Genomic DNA, 16,740 nt, shown 5'->3' on the forward strand with positions numbered 1-16,740 from the left:
AACTAAACTGGACGCACCAAGGAGGTACCGACATGCCCGCAGTGACCGTGGAGAACCCGCTGACGCTCCCCCGCGTGGCCGCCCCGGCCGACGCCGTGGCTCGTCCCGTGCTCGGCGTCACGACCGCGCCGAGCGGTTTCGAGGGTGAGGGCTTTCCGGTGCGCCGTGCGTTCGCCGGGATCCATTACCGGCAGCTGGATCCGTTCATCATGATGGATCAGATGGGTGAGGTTGATTACGCGCCTGGGGAGCCGAAGGGCACCCCTTGGCACCCGCACCGTGGCTTCGAGACCGTCACCTACATCATCGACGGCGTCTTCGACCACCAGGACAGCCAGGGTGGTGGCGGCACCATCACCAACGGCGACACCCAGTGGATGACCGCCGGTTCGGGCCTGCTCCACATCGAGGCGCCGCCGGAGTCCCTGGTCATGTCCGGCGGTCTCTTCCACGGCCTCCAGCTGTGGGTGAACCTCCCTGCCAAGGACAAGATGATGGCCCCGCGCTACCAGGACATCCGTGGCGGCAACGTCCAGCTGCTGACGACCCCCGACGGTGGCGCACTCCTTCGAGTGATCGCCGGTGAGCTGGACGGCCACGACGGTCCCGGTATCACTCACACCCCGATCACGATGGTCCACGCGACGCTGGCGCCGGGTGCGGAGCTCACGCTGCCGTGGCGGGAGGACTTCAACGGACTGGCGTACGTCCTCGCCGGCCGGGGGTCGGTGGGTGCCGAGCGGCGTCCGATCCACCTCGGCCAGACCGCGGTCTTCGGCGCCGGTGGGTCCCTGACCGTCCGCGCGGACGAGAAGCAGGACTCGCACACGCCGGACATGGAGGTCGTACTCCTGGGCGGCCAGCCGATCCGCGAGCCCATGGCCCACTACGGCCCGTTCGTCATGAACACCCGTGAGGAACTCCAGCAGGCGTTCGACGACTTCCAGAAGGGGCGGCTGGGGACGATCCCGGCCGTGCACGGGATGTCGGAGGGTGGCCTGTAAAGCGGGCTGAGACTCGGTAGGTTGTGAGAAGGCCCGAAGCCGCACGTTCGAGGTGCGGCTTCGGGCCTTCTCTACGTGGGCGCTACCGGATCACGGCAGTACGTAGAACGGCGCGCCGTCCGGAGCGCGACCCACCTGCCGCACGCACCCGTTCTCCGACAGCAGCTCCAGGCTGTTCTGGACCCGGGAGGGCGACAGCCCGGTGCACACGGCGATCTCCTCCACGCTGTAGTCGGCGCCGCCGTGCAGGAGGGCGGGGGCCAGGTGAGCGGTCACCGTGTGGATGTCCTCGGTGACGACCAGGTTCCTGGTCCTCCAGTTGGACAAGAGCTGCTCGGAGTCTGGGCGATGTCCCGGAGTACCTCGACGATCGTGTTCTGGCTGTTGTTGATCTGCTGGAGTGCCTCGTTCGTCTGGATGCTGCGCTCTTCGAGCCGGACCAGGGCGTCAGCGAGCTGTTGGGGCACGGAGTACGCGGTGCAGTCGGTGGGGAGGGGTTGCACCGGGGCCGGTTCCCGAGCTGGGACTCCGCCTTCGTGCAGCCGTTGACCAAGCGGATCAGGCCCTGGAGATTCACGAGATTCATGTCTCGCCGCCACTCTCGACCTGCGGGAACGCTGAGAGTGTGCCTCTGAAGCACACTCTCTACGCTGGAAAAGTTGGCTGTGTCGGCGACGTTCCGCAGTGCGGATCCGACGTGTGTGTAGCCCAGGTGCCGACATACATCGACGGCCGGGAACCAGTACGTCCCGTCCGGCAGGGTTAGCCTTCGGACCCGTGCGCCTGTCGCGGCGAAAGGTGGACAGAAGTACCGATTCTGCCGACCGCGTTAGTCCGTCGTCTCCGCGGACGCGGACTCGTAGAGTTCGAACCAGATGCTCTTGCCCTCGCCCTGGGGGTCCACGCCCCAGGTGTCGGCCAGTAGTTCGATGAGGACGAGGCCGCGGCCGGAGGAGGCCAGTTCGCCGGGGCGGCGGACGTGGGGGAGGGCGTCGCTGGTGTCGGTCACCTTGACGTGCATACGGCGGGCGCCCTGTTCGCCGCGTACCTCCGCCAGGAGCAGCGCGTCCGCGTCGGTGTGGACCAGGACGTTCGTCAGCATCTCGGACAGCAGCAGTACCGCCGAGTCCACCTGGTCCTCCGAGGGCCAGTCGTGAAGGAGTTCCCTCAGCTGCTGGCGGGCCACCGCCACGCGTTCCGGTTCCGCCTGTGCGACCGACAGCATCGTGCGGCGGACCTGCGGCGTCGCCACGACGGTGTCGCCGCAGCCGCAGCCCTCTCCCTCGCGGCACAGCAGCAGGACCGCTATGTCGTCCTCGCGGCGGTCCGCCAGGGGGCCCGTCGTGTGGTGGGAGGAGGGGCCGTGCACTGCCTGGACCAGGGCGTCCGCCAGTTCCTCCAGGTCGCCCTTGTGTTCCTCCAGGATGCTGCGGACCCGCTGCCAGCCCGACTCCAGGTCGTGGCCGCCCGTCTCGATCAGGCCGTCGGTGCAGACCATCATCGTCTCGCCGGGCTCGAGGGTGAGGCGGGTGGTGGGGTAGTCGGCGTCGGGGTCGATGCCGAGGGGGAGGCCGCCGTCCGTGCGGCGGACCAGGACCGTGCCGTCCGCCATGCGGATCGCGGGGTCGGGGTGGCCGGCGCGGGCGATGTCGAGGCGGCCGGTGGCGGGGTCGACCTCGACGTAGAGGCAGGTCGCGAAGCGCTGGTCGGCGGGGTCGTGGGAGTCGTAGGTCATGCCGTGCAGGAAGCGGGAGGCGCGGGACAGGACCGCGTCGGGACGGTGGCCCTCCGAGGCGTAGGCCCGCAGGGCTATGCGCAGCTGGCCCATCAGGCCCGCCGCGTGGACGTCGTGGCCCTGCACGTCGCCTATGACCAGGGCGAAGCGTCCTTCCCCGGGCAGCGGGATCATGTCGTACCAGTCGCCGCCCACCTGGAGGCCGCCGCCGGTGGGGACGTAGCGGGCCGCCACGCTCATGCCCGGTATCTCGGGGCCCAGCTTGGGGAGCATGGAGCGTTGGAGGCCGTCGGTGAGCTCTCTGGCCGACTCGGCCGCCTCCGCGCGGGACAGTGCCTGGGCGAGCATCCGGGCGACCGTCGTGAGCACGGATCGCTCGTCCGGGGTGAAGGCGACCGGGTAGGCGAAGGCCGCCATCCACGCGCCCATCGTGCGGCCCGCGACCGTGAGGGGGAGGAAGGCCCAGGACTGGCGGCCGAAGTTGGCCGCGAGGGGCCAGGTGACCGGGTAGCGGTTGCGGTACTGCTCGGGGGTGGAGAGGTAGACCGCGCGGCCGGTGCGGACCACCTCGGCGGCGGGGTAGTCCGTCTCCAGGGCCATGTGGGAGAAGGGGCCCTCGTCGCCGGGCTGCTGGCCGTGGTGGCCGATGATCTTCAGGCGGTCGCCTTCGACGCCGAAGACCGCGAGGCCGTCCGGGGAGAAGCCCGGCATCGACAGGCCCGCGGCGACCCGGAGGACCTCCTCGGTGGAGCGGGCCTCGGCCAGGGCGCGGCCCGCGTCCAGCAGGAACGCCTCCCTGGAGCGCCGCCAGTCGCCGGTGATCGCGCTGCGGCCGGCCGGGGTGCCGGGCGAGGGCTCGGTGACCTCCTGCAGGGTGCCGATCAGGACGAAGGCGCGGCGCTCGGCGTCGTAGGAGGGATTCGAGCGGCTGCGGACGACCCGCACGACCCGGTTCTGCTCGTCCATGATCCGGATGCGGACCTCGGCGAGGGTGCCCTCGGCGACGGCGAGCTGGATGACGCCGGTGATCTCGTTCCAGTCGACGGCGTGCATACGCGCGCGTGCCTGGACCTCCGTGAGGGTGGTCGGCTCGGCGGGCAGCCCGAGCAGCCGTGCGGCCTCGGCGTCCACGGTGACCAGGCCCGTTGCGGTGTCCCAGTGCCACAGGCCGGTCGCGAGGGCGGCGAGGACGTCCCCCACGGCGGGCAGGGGCTCACCAGTGCGCATTGCCCCACTGTAGGGAGAGGTGATCGGGGGCTGCCACCGATGGCCTGGCCCACGGCCCCCCGAATAATGGTGGGGAGCCGATCTTGGGGCGGCCGGTACCCTTGGGAGGTCCGGGCACCATGGCCCGTTCCTTGTCGGGGAGTGACCCTCGGCACAGCCCAAGATGTAAGGACGATGAACGACGATGCATCGGTACAGGTCCCACACCTGCGGCGAGCTCCGCGCCTCTGACGTCGGTACCGACGTCCGGCTGAGCGGCTGGCTGCACAATCGGCGCGACCTGGGCGGCATCCTCTTCATCGATCTGCGCGACCACTACGGCATCACGCAGCTCGTCGCCCGTCCCGGCACCCCGGCCTACGAGGCCCTGGACAAGGTCTCCAAGGAGTCCACGGTCCGGGTGGACGGCAAGGTTGTTTCACGTGGAACCGACAACGTGAACCCCGACCTGCCCACCGGCGAGATCGAGGTCGAGGTCGGCGAGGTCGAGCTGCTCGGCGCGGCCGCCCCGCTGCCCTTCACGATCAACACCGAGGACGGGGTCAACGAGGAGCGGCGCCTGGAGTACCGCTTCCTGGACCTGCGCCGCGAGCGGATGCACAAGAACATCCTGCTGCGTACGTCGGTGATCAGCGCTATTCGGCACAAGATGACGGCTCTCGGGTTCAACGAGATGGCCACGCCGATCCTGTCCGCCACCTCTCCCGAGGGCGCGCGTGACTTCGTCGTGCCGTCGCGTCTGAACCCGGGCAAGTTCTACGCCCTCCCCCAGGCGCCGCAGCAGTTCAAGCAGCTGCTGATGATCTCGGGCTTCGACCGGTACTTCCAGATCGCGCCCTGTTTCCGTGACGAGGACGCCCGTGCGGACCGTTCGCCGGGCGAGTTCTACCAGCTCGACGTCGAGATGAGCTTCGTCGAGCAGGAGGATGTCTTCCAGCCGATCGAGAAGCTCATGACCGAGCTGTTCGAGGAGTTCGGCAACGGCCGTCACGTCACGTCTCCGTTCCCGCGGATCCCGTTCCGTGAGGCGATGCTGAAGTACGGCTCCGACAAGCCGGACCTGAGGGCCCAGCTGGAGCTCGTCGACATCACCGATGTCTTCGAGGGCTCGGAGTTCAAGGCGTTCGCCGGCAAGCACGTGCGGGCGCTGGCGGTGCCGGACGTCTCCGCGCAGCCGCGGAAGTTCTTCGACCAGCTCGGCGACTACGCCGTCTCGCAGGGTGCGAAGGGTCTGGCCTGGGTGCGGGTCGCCGAGGACGGTTCGCTGTCCGGGCCGATCGCGAAGTTCCTCACCGAGGAGAACGTCGCCGAGCTGACCAAGCGGCTGTCGCTGGCCGCCGGGCACGCCGTGTTCTTCGGCGCGGGCGAGTTCGACGAGGTCTCGAAGATCATGGGCGCGGTGCGGGTCGAGGCCGCCAAGCGTGCCGGGCACTTCGAGGAGAACGTCTTCCGGTTCTGCTGGATCGTCGACTTCCCGATGTACGAGAAGGACGAGGAGACCGGCGCGATCGACTTCTCGCACAACCCGTTCTCCATGCCGCAGGGCGGTCTTGAGGCCCTGGAGACCCAGGACCCGCTGGACATCCTCGGCTGGCAGTACGACATCGTCTGCAACGGTGTCGAGCTGTCCTCCGGCGCGATCCGGAACCACGAGCCCGAGATCATGCTGAAGGCGTTCGAGATCGCGGGCTACGACCGCGAGACGGTGGAGGAGAAGTTCGCCGGCATGCTGCGGGCGTTCCGCTTCGGCGCCCCGCCGCACGGCGGGATCGCGCCCGGTGTCGACCGCATCGTGATGCTGCTGGCCGACGAGCCGAACATCCGCGAGACCATCGCCTTCCCGCTCAACGGCAACGCCCAGGACCTGATGATGGGTGCGCCGACGGAGCTGGAGGAGGCGCGGCTGAAGGAGCTGCACCTGTCGGTGCGCAAGCCGCAGCCGAAGTAAGGCAAGCCTTGTCACTAGGTTGATCGCAAAGGGACTTGAAATCGACGGACGATTTCAAGTCCCTTTTGCGTGCGCGCCGGAAAGGGGCTGTTTTCTCAGCTCGCTGACAGCTTTCTTACCTAGCTTCCAGCCGCATGACAGCGAATCACCAGCCTCAAGAAGCAGCGGAAGTACGGGATGTGACGCGCCGCAAGGTCGTCGCGGTGGGCGCCGGAGCGATCGCGGCGGCGGGCCTGGGCGGCAGCGCGTACGCGGCGAACGCCGGTGCGGGGGAGCGGAGACGGCCCCCGGCGCAGGCGGCCGAGGAGTGCTACGTGCTGACCTCGGAGACCATCGAGGGCCCGTACTACATCGACGCGGACAAGATCCGCCGGGACGTCACCGAGGACCGGCCGGGTATCCCGTTCGTCCTCACGATCAAGGTGATCGACAACGAGACCTGCCGGCCGGTCCGGAACGCGGCCGTGGACATCTGGCACTGCGACGCGGTGGGCGTCTACTCGGGGTACGAGGACATGGGCAACGGGGGCGGCGGCGGGCCGGCTCCCACGGGTGCGCCCACGGGTACCCCGACCGGCGCCCCGACCGGCCCTCCCCCGGGCGGTGGCGGCGGGCACCAGGAGCCCACCGACGACACCCGCTATCTGCGCGGCACCTGGCGCACGGACCGGCACGGGTTCGTCACGTTCAGGACGGTCTTCCCGGGCTGGTACCGGGGCCGTACCGTCCACATCCACACCAAGGTGCACGTGGGCGGTGAGTGGACGGACGCCGGGTACGAGGGCGGCAACACCTGCCACACCGGCCAGTTCTTCTTCGACGAGGAGTCGGTCCTGGCCTCGGCGGTCGTGGAGCCGTACGCCTCCAACACGACGGAGCGGACCACGCTCGACGAGGACTTCATCTACGACGGCAGCGGCGCGGCGGGCGGTCTGCTGAAGCTGCGCTACCGCAAGGACGGTATCGCCAAGGGCGTCCGCGGGTCGATCACGGTGGGCGTGGACCCGGAGGCGACCAACGAGGGGCAGGACAGCGGCCCGGCGCCGAGCGAGTCGGCCTCGCCGTCCGCGTCCGTGAGCTGATCCGTCCGGCATTCTGCGAATCCGCTTTCCCCGACGCGCCTTCGGGGAGAGCGGAGGGTCGTTTTGGACTGAGGGGCGAGTGTTCGCTCGTGCGGGTGATGTTGGTCGAAGAGGTGCGCGGGTGGGGAACGGGGTGGCTAGTTTCGCGGCATGTCCCGTTTCCGGATGTATCCGACGCCCGCCCAGGAGCAGCTGATGCTGCTGCACTGCGCGCACGCCCGGTACGTGTGGAACCTGGCGGTGGAGCAACATGCACACTGGCGGCCGGGCCGCAGGTCGGCTCCCGGTTTTGCCGAGCAGTGCCGTCAGCTGACCGAGGCCCGGCGAGAGAACGCATGGCTGGCAGCGGGGAATGCGGATGTGCAGCAACAGGCTCTGAGGGACTTCGCCAAGGCCGGGCAGGCTCGCTTCACCTCAGGGTTTGGTGAGCCGACCTGGCGCAGGAAGCACATGCACGAGGGCTTTCGTGTCATCGGTACCGACCGTGTCCCAGAGTTCGAGCCGGACGGCAGCCCGAGGCTGAATACCAGGGGCAGGCAAGTCATGGGCCGCTCGGTGGTCGTCGAGCGACTGAACCGACGGTGGGCGCGGGTGAAGGTGCCCGGCTGTGGCTGGGTGCGTTTCCGTCTCACCCGTGCCGGGCGGCCCGCCGCGAAGACGTTCCGCGTCACGTTCAAGAATAACCAGTGGCATATCGCGTTCGCCGTGATCCCCGAGCCGATCGGGGCGCCCGCGACGGGCGAAGTTATCGGCATCGACCGGGGTGTGACCGTCACAGCCGCTCTGTCCGACGGCCGGAAGCTGAACTGCCCGCAGCTTACGGTCAAGGAGCACGCACAGATCCGCAAGCACCAACGGCGGACCGCCCGTGCCCCGAAGGGGACCGAGGCCAAGACCGCCGGGCATGCCAAGGTCGCCAGGTTGAAGGCGCGGGAGACGAACCGTCGCAAGGACTGGTGCGAGAAGACGTCCACCATGCTCGCCAGGACCTGCAGTCTGGTGCGGTTTGAGAAACTGAACATCAAGAGCATGACCCGCTCGGCGAAAGGGACCGTCGAGCAGCCTGGTAAGAGCGTGGCGCAGAAGGCCGGGCTGAACCGGGCGATTCTCGCGCAAGGGTGGGGCTTGCTGCGGCAGCGCACCGGGCAGAAGGCCCCCGGCCGGGTCGAGGACGTGCCAGCACCTTTTACGTCCCTGCGGTGCAGTGCCTGCGGGTGGATCGAGAAGAAGTCGCGTAAGAGCCATGAAAACGCCAGCATCAACGTCGCGGCAGGACAGGGCGGGATCCCCCGCCCCCGGCGCTCAGCCGGTGCCGGAAAGAGCTGTTCGAGCGCCCGTGAACCTCGACCTGCCTGGGTTGTAATCCCCCTCTTCTAAGAGCGGGAGGATGTCAAAACGTCACGATGTTCTACGCCCTGCGGTGGCTCTGCTGTTGACGGCGGGCAAGTAGCGGGTGAGCTGAAATTAAGGCAAGGCTTAGCTATCTCTATTCTATGAAAAGATCACAGCCTATTCCCGTGGCTCTCCCAGTCTTCTTACCTAAGTTCGGTGCCCATGACGGGAAACCAGCAGAACAACGAGCCGAAGCACAAGCGGGACCTGACGCGTCGCAAGGTCGTCGTGGCGGGCGCGGGTGCCGCCGTGGCCGTGGGCGCGGGCGCCACCCTCGCCTCGGGTGCCTTCGCCGACGAGACGACGAGCACCGCTTCCGCGAGCGGCACCTCCTCCGCCGAGGTCTGCTACAAGCTCACCTCGGAGACCACCGAGGGTCCGTACTACATCGACGCCGACAAGCTCCGCCGCGACATCACCGAGGACAAGGAGGGCATCCCGCTCGTCCTCGACCTCAAGGTGATCGACTCGGAGACCTGCAAGCCGATCCGCAACGCCGCCGTGGACATCTGGCACTGCGACGCCCTGGGCATCTACTCGGGTTACGAGAGCCTGTCGACCGGCGGTGGCGGCACCGCTCCCACGGGCGCCCCCTCCGGCACGCCGACCGGTGAGCCGCCGTCGGGCGCGCCGTCCGGCGGCACCGGTGGCGGGGTCCACGAGGAGCCGACGGACGACGAGCGCTATCTGCGCGGCACATGGCGGACGGACAAGAACGGCAAGGTCACCTTCAAGACCGTCTTCCCGGGCTGGTATCGGGGCCGTACCGTCCACATCCACACCAAGGTGCACGTGGGCGGCGAGTGGACGGACGCCGGGTACGAGGGCGGCACCACCTGCCACACCGGCCAGTTCTTCTTCGACGAGGAGTCCGTGCTCGCCTCCGCCGAGGTGGAGCCGTACTCGACCTCGACGACCGAGCGCACCACGCTCGACGAGGACTCCATCTACGACCAGAGCGGCACCGCGGGCGGCCTGCTCAAGCTGAAGTACGACAAGAAGAACATCGCCAAGGGCGTCGTCGGCTCCCTCACGATGGGCGTCGACCCCGACGCGACGAACGAGGGCACCTCGCTGTAATCACCGATCCACGCAAGGGCGCCCGGGACGGTCAGGTCCCGGGCGCCCTTCGCCGTGAGCCGCCATGGCGTCCTCACAGGGGCCGTACAGACGGCTCGGCGCCGGCGCACAGCGGCCCGGGGTCTCATGGGGAGACCGCAAGCGCTGGAGGAAGCGATGGGATACGTCGTACTCGCACTGTTGCTGATCGTCGCAGCGGCCGTCGCGGTCGCCGCACAGCGGAGGCAGGGCGGCCGGGCGGAACCTGTCGTGCCGGTGGCCGCGCCGCCCGCTGTCCCCGACCTCGGCCCCGGGGCCGGTGCCCGTGTCGAGGCCGAGCGGTGGGTCGAGCGGCTCGGGGCCGGTCCGGCGGGGATCGACGCGGCGGGTGACAAGGCGGCCGTGCAGGCCCTCGCGGACGCGACCGGGCGGTACCGCGCCGCGAAGGGGGAACTCGCCGCCGGGCGGTACGACGCGGCCACGGCGGCCGCCGTCGAGGGCCTCCACTACGTCCGCGCCGCCCGCACCGCGCTCCGCCTGGACCCCGGGCCCGTCCTGCCGGGTCTGGGCACGGGCGCGGTCACCGCCCGCGACGGCCGGGTCATCGTGGCGGACCGCACGTACACGGTCTCCAACCGTTGGCGGGACGGGGTGACCCCGTACTACTACGCGGGCGGCGTCGTCGCCGGACGCCGGGTGCCGGCGGGCTGGTACAGCGCGCCCTGGTGGAACCCGGCACTGGCGGTGGCCTGAGCGGCCGGACCACCCAGGAACTCCTCGTGCGGCAGCGGAACTTGTCGCCACGGGACCCCGACGGCCCGGCCCTTGTGAGCGCCCGGGGCGACGGACTGAAGTCCGACAACACCGAGGACACGGGGAGACCGGCGGGATGTACCCGGCGGGCGACGCCCCCGAAGGAGGCTTCGGAGGTGGCCTGGGCCCTGAAGGGGCGCGGGGAACTGCGCGATCAGCCACGTTGGTGCCGCAGACGATCGACGGCATGTCGCCGCACCCCCGGCGGAGCGCCTAGCGCGCGACGTACTGGGTGAGGATCGCCTGCACCTCGTAGATGTCCACGCCCTTGGTGAAGGTCTTCTGGATCGGCACGGAGTTGCCGGAGACCCAGATCTTCAGCTCGGCGTCGAGGTCGAAGGTGCCGGCCGTCTCCACCGCGAAGTGCGTGATGCTGCGGTACGGGATCGAGTGGTACTCGACCTTCTTGCCGGTGATGCCCTGCTTGTCGACCAGGATCAGCCGACGGTCGGTGAACATGATGACGTCGCGCACCAGCTGGTACGCCGCCTGCACAACCTCACCGGCGCCCAGCAGCTTGCCGAAGTCCGATGCCGCCTGGCCCGGGTCGATGGTGTGCGCGTTGCCGAAAAGTGCCATGGATGAAACCCCCCACTAGTGATCTTCGGCATGTATAGCGCCTTGTGGGGGCGTCTGCCTAGATCAGGTGTCGTAACTGCCGTCCCAGGGCGGCCCGAAGCCCAGATTGTCCGGGTACAGCTCGGCCCAGAGCTCGTCCTCGTCCTCCCCGGTGACCAGCCCGAACAGGACATCGTCGACGGTGAGCTGGAAGGGCCGTACGGCGATGTCGGTGTACGTGCGCCGGGGCAGACTGCGCAGCAGCGTGGCGAGGTGGGCCCGCGCCCGGGCGAGTACCGAACCGTCGCGCTGCTGCTCCGCCCAGGTGCCGGCGCACCAGATCCGCGAGTCGCGGTAGTGGCCCTCCGCGTCGAAGGTGTGCAGCACGGCGTAGAGGCGCTTGTGCTCCTCCCAGCCGCTGTCGAGCCGGAACCCCTTGGGGAAGGCGTACGAGACCGACCCGAGGAACTGCCCGTCCGCGTATAGACCGATGGCCTCGGTACGGCCGTGCGGCTCGTAGGCGATCGGGATGAGCCCAGGTACTGCCATGGCGCAAACCATACGTAGCTTCTCTGGCAAGTTCCGCCCCCCATCCATCAGTTGATCACCGATGAGACGAAATTTTTACGGCAACCTTTTGGATCTCCACGACCACAGAAGAGTCGGAACTACCCCCCAAGTACGTAAGGACTCATCCGTGGCTGCTCCCGCACACCGCCGGTCTCTCCGCAAGCGCCGCACCCTCGTCGTCTCCGCCGCCGTGGTGGCGGCCGGTGTCGGTGCGGGCGCGCTCGTGCTGAACGCGAACGCCGGGACCGTCGACCTGTACCACGAGACCCTCGCCGCCAAGGACGGCTGGGCCTCCTCGGGGACGGGCACGACCGGTGGCACGAAGGCCGACGCCGCGCACACCTTCACGGTCTCCACCCGTGCCCAGCTGGTCAAGGCGCTGGGCTCGGCCTCCGACACCACGCCCCGGATCATCAAGGTCAAGGGCACGATCGACGCCAACACCGACGACGCGGGCAAGAAGCTGACCTGCGCGGACTACGCGTCGGGCACGGGCTACTCGTTCTCCGCCTATCTGAAGGCGTACGACCCGTCGACGTACGGCCGCTCCAAGCTGCCCTCCGGCACCCAGGAGAAGGCGCGCGCCGCCGCCCAGACCAAGCAGGCGAAGAACATCGTCTTCAAGGTCCCGGCGAACACCTCGGTCGTCGGCGTCCCCGGCACCAACGCCGGGATCACCGGCGGCATGCTCCAGATCCAGAACGTGGACAACGTCATCGTCCGCAACCTCGCCTTCGCCGCCACCGAGGACTGCTTCCCGCAGTGGGACCCGACCGACGGTGACGACGGCAACTGGAACTCCAACTACGACTCGGTGACCCTGCGCGGCGCCACCCACGTCTGGGCGGACCACAACACGTTCACCGACGCGCCGCACCTGGACTCGGCGAACCCCAAGTACTACGGCCGCGAGTACCAGATCCACGACGGCGCGCTGGACATCACCAAGAGCTCCGACCTCGTGACGGTGTCCCGCAACCAGTTCACCAACCACGACAAGACCACGCTGATCGGCAGCAGCGACAGCGAGCCCGCGGGCAAGCTGCGTGTCTCGATCCACCACAACATCTACAAGGGCATCACCCAGCGCGCCCCGCTCGCGCGCGTGGGCCAGGTCCACATCTACAACAACTACTACGACGTGACCCCGCTGAACGGCTACGCGGTGCAGTACAGCATCAACTCCCGCGCCAAGGCCCAGGTCGTCGCCGAGAACAACTCCTGGAAGGTCCCGTCGTCGGTGAAGGTCGCCAAGCTCCTCAGCGGCGACGGCACCGGCTCCGTCAAGGGCTCGGGCAACCTGGTGAACGGCACGGTCACGGACCTGGTCGCGGCGTACAACGCGGCGTCCTCCAAGGACCTGAAGACGACCGTGAACTGGACCCCCACCCTGACGGCGGGCCTGGAGTCCTCGGCGAAGAACCTGCCGACGACGCTGGGCACGACGGCGGGCGCGGGCGCCCTGAAGTAGGGCCGATCACGCAAGGAAGGGCCCGGGACATGCTGTCCCGGGCCCTTTCTCGGTGCGTACGTGACCGCTTACGCGGCCGGCTCGCCGCCGAAGCGCTCCTTGTACGTCTCCAGGTCGTCCTCCGTGAGCTTGGCGAAGAGGACCGGCGGGACGGTGAAGGGGGTGCCGACCGGGACGGCGGTGAGGGCGCGGGCGGCTTCCGGGCTGATCCAGGTGGCCGTGTCGTTCTCGAGGGCGAAGGCCTGGCGCATGGCCGCCGAGGTGGCCGGGATGAAGGGTTCCGAGACCACCGCGTAGAGGTGGATCAGGTTCATCGCCGTGCGCAGGGTGAGGGCGGCGGCCTCCTGGTCGGTCTTGATCTCCAGCCAGGGAGCCTTCTCCTCCAGGTAGGAGTTGCCGGCCGACCACAGGGCGCGCAGGGCGGCCGCGGCCTTGCGGAACTGGAGGGCCTCCATCTGCTCCTCGTACTCGGCGAGGAGGCGGGAAATCTCCTCGCCCAGCTTCGTCTCCGCGGCGCCCGGCTCGCCGCCCGCGGGGACCTCCTCGCCGAAGCGCTTCTTGGAGAAGGACAGGACGCGGTTGACGAAGTTGCCGAGGGTGTCGGCGAGGTCCTTGTTCACCGTGGCGGTGAAGTGCTCCCAGGTGAAGGACGAGTCGTCGGACTCGGGAGCGTTGGCGATCAGGAAGTAGCGCCAGTAGTCGGCCGGGAGGATGTCCAGGGCCTGGTCGGTGAAGACGCCCCGCCGCTGGCTCGTGGAGAACTTTCCGCCGTAGTACGTCAGCCAGTTGAAGGCCTTGACGTAGTCGACCTTCTTCCACGGCTCCCGGACGCCGAGCTCGGTGGCCGGGAACATCACCGTGTGGAAGGGGACGTTGTCCTTCGCCATGAACTCGGTGTAGCGGACCGGGTTCTCACCGGAGTCGGCCTCGTACCACCAGGACTTCCAGTCCCGGTTCTCCGGGTCCAGGTCCGACCACTCCTTGGTCGCGCCGATGTACTCGATCGGGGCGTCGAACCAGACGTAGAAGACCTTGCCCTCGGCCGCCAGCTCCGGCCACGTGTCCGCCGGGACCGGGACGCCCCAGTCCAGGTCACGGGTGATGGCGCGGTCGTGCAGGCCCTCGGTCAGCCACTTGCGGGCGATGGAGGAGGCCAGCTGGGGCCACTCGTCCTCGTGCCGGGCGACCCACTCCTCGACCTCGTGCTGGAGCTTCGACTGGAGCAGGAAGAGGTGCTTGGTCTCCCGGACCTCCAGGTCCGTGGAGCCGGAGATCGCCGAGCGCGGGTCGATCAGGTCGGTGGGGTCCAGGACGCGGGTGCAGTTCTCGCACTGGTCGCCGCGGGCCTTGTCGTAGCCGCAGTGGGGGCAGGTGCCCTCGACGTAGCGGTCCGGGAGGAAGCGGCCGTCGGTCGGGGAGTACACCTGGCGGATCGCCCGCTCCTCGATGAAGCCGTTCTCGTTGAGGCGGCGGGCGAAGTGCTGGGTGATCTCGACGTTCTGCTCGCTGGAGCTGCGGCCGAAGTAGTCGAAGGCCAGCGCGAAGCCGTCGTAGACCGCCTTCTGGGCGTCGTGCGCCTGGGCGCAGAACTCGGCGACGCTGAGCCCCGCCTCCTTCGCGGCGAGCTCGGCGGGGGTGCCGTGCTCGTCGGTGGCGCAGATGTAGAGGACGTCGTGGCCGCGCTGGCGGAGGTACCGGGAGTACACGTCCGCCGGGAGCATGGACCCCACCATGTTGCCCAGGTGCTTGATCCCGTTGATGTACGGAAGGGCGCTGGTGATGAGGTGTCGAGCCATCGGGGGCTGCTCCCAGGTCGGATTTCGTGGTGCTGGATTTCGTGATGCTTTACGAACCAAGAAATCCTAGCCGACATGGGCAGGCCGCCCGCTTTCCGTATTGAGGGATGGGAAGCGGGCGGCCCGGGGTGTGCCGGTCTTCGGTGACTACGGGCGCCAGTCGATCAGTACGCCGTCGTAGAGCTCCGCGTCCGTGAGCTCCTTGGGGGTCGGGCCCGCGTGGAAGAAGGCCGTGTTGTCGGTCTTCAGTTTGCGGAGGTAGTCGAACGCCTTGTTCTCGTGCTCGCCGAACGCGACGAAGGAGAAGAACACCGAGGGGTGGCTCTTCGCCGCGTCGGTCAGGGCCTGGGTGGCGGGGGTCTTCGCGTCGGGGGCGCCGTCGGTCTGGAAGACGACCAGGGCGGGGACCTTCGCGTCGGGGGTGTGCTTGTCGTAGTGGGCGAGTACGGCTTCCACGGCCGCGTGGTAGCTGGTGCGGCCCATGCGGCCGAGACCGGCGTGCGCCTCGTCGATCGCGTCCTTCGGGGAGGCGGGGGTGAGGTCGGTGGTGCCGTCGACCTCGGTGGAGAAGAAGACGACGTGCACGGAGGGGGTGCCGGCTTCGCCGTCCGGGGTGAGGTGGGCCGCGAGCGCGAGCGTCTGGTCGGCGAGGGCCTGTGCGGAACCGTCCTTGTAGTACGGGCGCATGCTCGCGGAGCGGTCCAGGACGAGGTAGGTCCTGGCGCGGGCGGTGGTGAGACCGGCCTTGGCGAGGGCGAGGGCGGCGGCGTCGTGGTCGACCGCGGCCGGCTCCTGCGGGGCGGACCCGCCGTCGGCGGCCGCGGCGACCGGTTCGAGGACGGCGGGCTCCTCGACGACCGTCTCGGGCTGAGGGGCGGGCGCGGGCTCGGTCTCGGCGACCGTCTCGGCCTCGGGCTCGGGTGTCGGCTCCACGACCGGCTCCGGCTCCGTCTCCGCGGCGGGTTCCGGGGTGGGCTCCTCCGCGACCGGCGCCTCCGGTGCCTCGGCGGTGGCCTCGGCAGAGACCGCCTCCGGTGCGGTTTCGTCGGCGACCGTCTCGGGCTGGGTCTCCGCGACCGGCTCGGTCTCGGCCACCGCGACGGGCTCCTCGACCGTCGGCTCCGGCTCCGGCTCGGGTGCGGCTTCGGCGGCGGGCTCCGGCTGGGTCTCCGCGGCCGGTTCCGGGGTGGGCTCTTCCGCGACCGGTGCCTCGACAGAGTCCGTCTCCGGCGCGGTTTCCTCGGCGGCCGTCTCGGGCTCGGCTGCCGCTGCGGGCTCCTCGGCAGTCGCCGGCTCCTCCGCGACGGCCGCCTCAGACGCGGACTCCTCGACCGCCGGCTCCGTCTCGGGCTCGGGTGTGGGCTCTACGACCGGCTCCGGCTCCGTCTCCGCGGCGGGTTCCGGGGTGGGCTCCTCCGCGACCGGTGCCTCGGCGGTGGCCTCGGCAGAGTCCGCCTCCGGTGCGGTTTCCGCGACCGGCGTCGGCTCCTCGGTCTTCTTTTCTTCCGCGACCGGTTCCGCTACGGCGGTCTCCGTCACGGTTTCCTCGGCGACCGGCGTCGGCTCTTCCGCCACGGCGGTCTGTGCCGCAGGCTCGGGCTCCCGCTCGTCCACCGGGCCCCCCGGCTTCGGTACCGCCACGTTGTCGAACGCCGCCGACACGAGGTCGTGCTCGTCCTTCGTCGACAGGGTCGCCGACGTCGACGGACGCTGCTCCGGGACCTGGGCCGTGGCCGAGGTCGGGGTCGAGGGCTCGGGTGACGGGGAGGGCACCGTCGGCTTCGTCCCTTCCGCACCCTCTGCCTCGGCGCTGCCCTTGCGTGACCGGCCGAACGCGTTCCGCAGGAGAGTGAGAATGCCCATGTGCGCAACCCTTCGCGTGAGTTGATGCCCGTAAATCCCTGGCCAGGACGGACACGTAAGGTTAGCGGCCTCCGATGGTGATCTTGGGCGGGGGCTGCCACAGGACCCTGTCTCCGTCAAGACCGCCAACCGGCCACAGGCCGGTCCCCATCCTCCCCCGGGCCGCCAACTCTCCTACCGCCACCTCGGATTCACCGGCAGTTCACCGGCAGTCCCCGCTGC

13 protein-coding genes and 1 pseudogene are annotated in these 16,740 nt (G+C 69.3%); 7 read left to right on the forward strand and 7 right to left on the reverse strand.

What is annotated here, in order from left to right:
- Positions 1-32: 32 nt before the first annotated feature.
- Positions 33-1,004 carry a pirin family protein gene (locus OG381_RS24665; protein WP_327718230.1) on the forward strand — a complete coding sequence of 324 codons (972 nt, stop codon included), beginning with the start codon at positions 33-35 and terminating at the stop codon, positions 1,002-1,004.
- Between the two features lie 90 nt (positions 1,005-1,094).
- On the opposite strand, the gene OG381_RS24670 is transcribed toward OG381_RS24665, so the two are convergent.
- The 3 genes and pseudogenes from OG381_RS24670 to OG381_RS24680 form a co-directional block, all read right to left on the reverse strand.
- The gene (locus OG381_RS24670) at positions 1,095-1,331 is read right to left on the reverse strand and encodes a hypothetical protein (RefSeq protein ID WP_327718232.1); all 237 of its coding nucleotides are present in this window, start codon (positions 1,329-1,331) and stop codon (positions 1,095-1,097) included.
- Positions 1,332-1,590: 259 nt separating this feature from the next.
- Positions 1,591-1,764 (reverse strand): annotated as a pseudogene (locus tag OG381_RS24675) (BRO-N domain-containing protein); the annotation flags it as partial.
- Positions 1,765-1,833: 69 nt separating this feature from the next.
- Positions 1,834-3,966 (reverse strand): ATP-binding SpoIIE family protein phosphatase, encoded by a 2,133-nt coding sequence (locus OG381_RS24680; protein WP_327718233.1) that lies wholly within the window; start codon positions 3,964-3,966, stop codon positions 1,834-1,836.
- Between the two features lie 184 nt (positions 3,967-4,150).
- Here OG381_RS24680 and aspS point away from each other — a divergent pair, with 184 nt between their 5' ends.
- The 5 genes from aspS (at position 4,151) to OG381_RS24705 (ending at position 10,200) form a co-directional block, all read left to right on the forward strand.
- Positions 4,151-5,914, forward strand: coding sequence for an aspartate--tRNA ligase (gene aspS, locus OG381_RS24685; protein WP_307028310.1), 1,764 nt, complete (start codon positions 4,151-4,153; stop codon positions 5,912-5,914).
- Between the two features lie 134 nt (positions 5,915-6,048).
- Positions 6,049-6,996, forward strand: coding sequence for an intradiol ring-cleavage dioxygenase (locus OG381_RS24690; RefSeq protein ID WP_327718234.1), 948 nt, complete (start codon positions 6,049-6,051; stop codon positions 6,994-6,996).
- Positions 6,997-7,146: 150 nt separating this feature from the next.
- Positions 7,147-8,373, forward strand: coding sequence for an RNA-guided endonuclease InsQ/TnpB family protein (locus OG381_RS24695; protein ID WP_327718235.1), 1,227 nt, complete (start codon positions 7,147-7,149; stop codon positions 8,371-8,373).
- Positions 8,374-8,550: 177 nt separating this feature from the next.
- Positions 8,551-9,468, forward strand: a complete 918-nt coding sequence (locus tag OG381_RS24700) for an intradiol ring-cleavage dioxygenase (RefSeq protein ID WP_327718236.1) — start codon at positions 8,551-8,553, stop codon at positions 9,466-9,468.
- A gap of 156 nt (positions 9,469-9,624) precedes the next feature.
- Entirely contained in the window at positions 9,625-10,200 is a 576-nt protein-coding gene (locus OG381_RS24705; protein ID WP_327718237.1) for a hypothetical protein, read from the forward strand.
- 273 nt (positions 10,201-10,473) lie between these two features.
- Here the strand turns inward: OG381_RS24705 and OG381_RS24710 are convergent, their stop codons facing one another.
- Positions 10,474-10,839 (reverse strand): PH domain-containing protein, encoded by a 366-nt coding sequence (locus OG381_RS24710; protein WP_327718238.1) that lies wholly within the window; start codon positions 10,837-10,839, stop codon positions 10,474-10,476.
- Between the two features lie 63 nt (positions 10,840-10,902).
- On the reverse strand, positions 10,903-11,367 hold the full coding sequence (locus tag OG381_RS24715) for a hypothetical protein (protein WP_327718239.1): 465 nt from the start codon (positions 11,365-11,367) through the stop codon (positions 10,903-10,905).
- Positions 11,368-11,515: 148 nt separating this feature from the next.
- On the opposite strand from OG381_RS24715, the gene OG381_RS24720 reads away from it, so the two are divergent.
- Complete coding sequence (locus OG381_RS24720; RefSeq protein ID WP_327718240.1) at positions 11,516-12,859, forward strand: pectate lyase family protein; 1,344 nt, start codon at positions 11,516-11,518, stop codon at positions 12,857-12,859.
- Between the two features lie 68 nt (positions 12,860-12,927).
- Here OG381_RS24720 and metG read toward each other — a convergent pair whose 3' ends face one another.
- Positions 12,928-14,655, reverse strand: coding sequence for a methionine--tRNA ligase (metG, locus tag OG381_RS24725; protein WP_327718241.1), 1,728 nt, complete (start codon positions 14,653-14,655; stop codon positions 12,928-12,930).
- 147 nt (positions 14,656-14,802) lie between these two features.
- Entirely contained in the window at positions 14,803-16,518 is a 1,716-nt protein-coding gene (locus OG381_RS24730) for a VWA domain-containing protein (RefSeq protein WP_327718242.1), read from the reverse strand.
- Between the last annotated feature and the right edge of the window lie 222 nt (positions 16,519-16,740).

The sequence above is a fragment of the Streptomyces sp. NBC_00490 genome, assembly GCF_036013645.1.
GTDB lineage: Bacteria > Actinomycetota > Actinomycetes > Streptomycetales > Streptomycetaceae > Streptomyces > Streptomyces canus_F.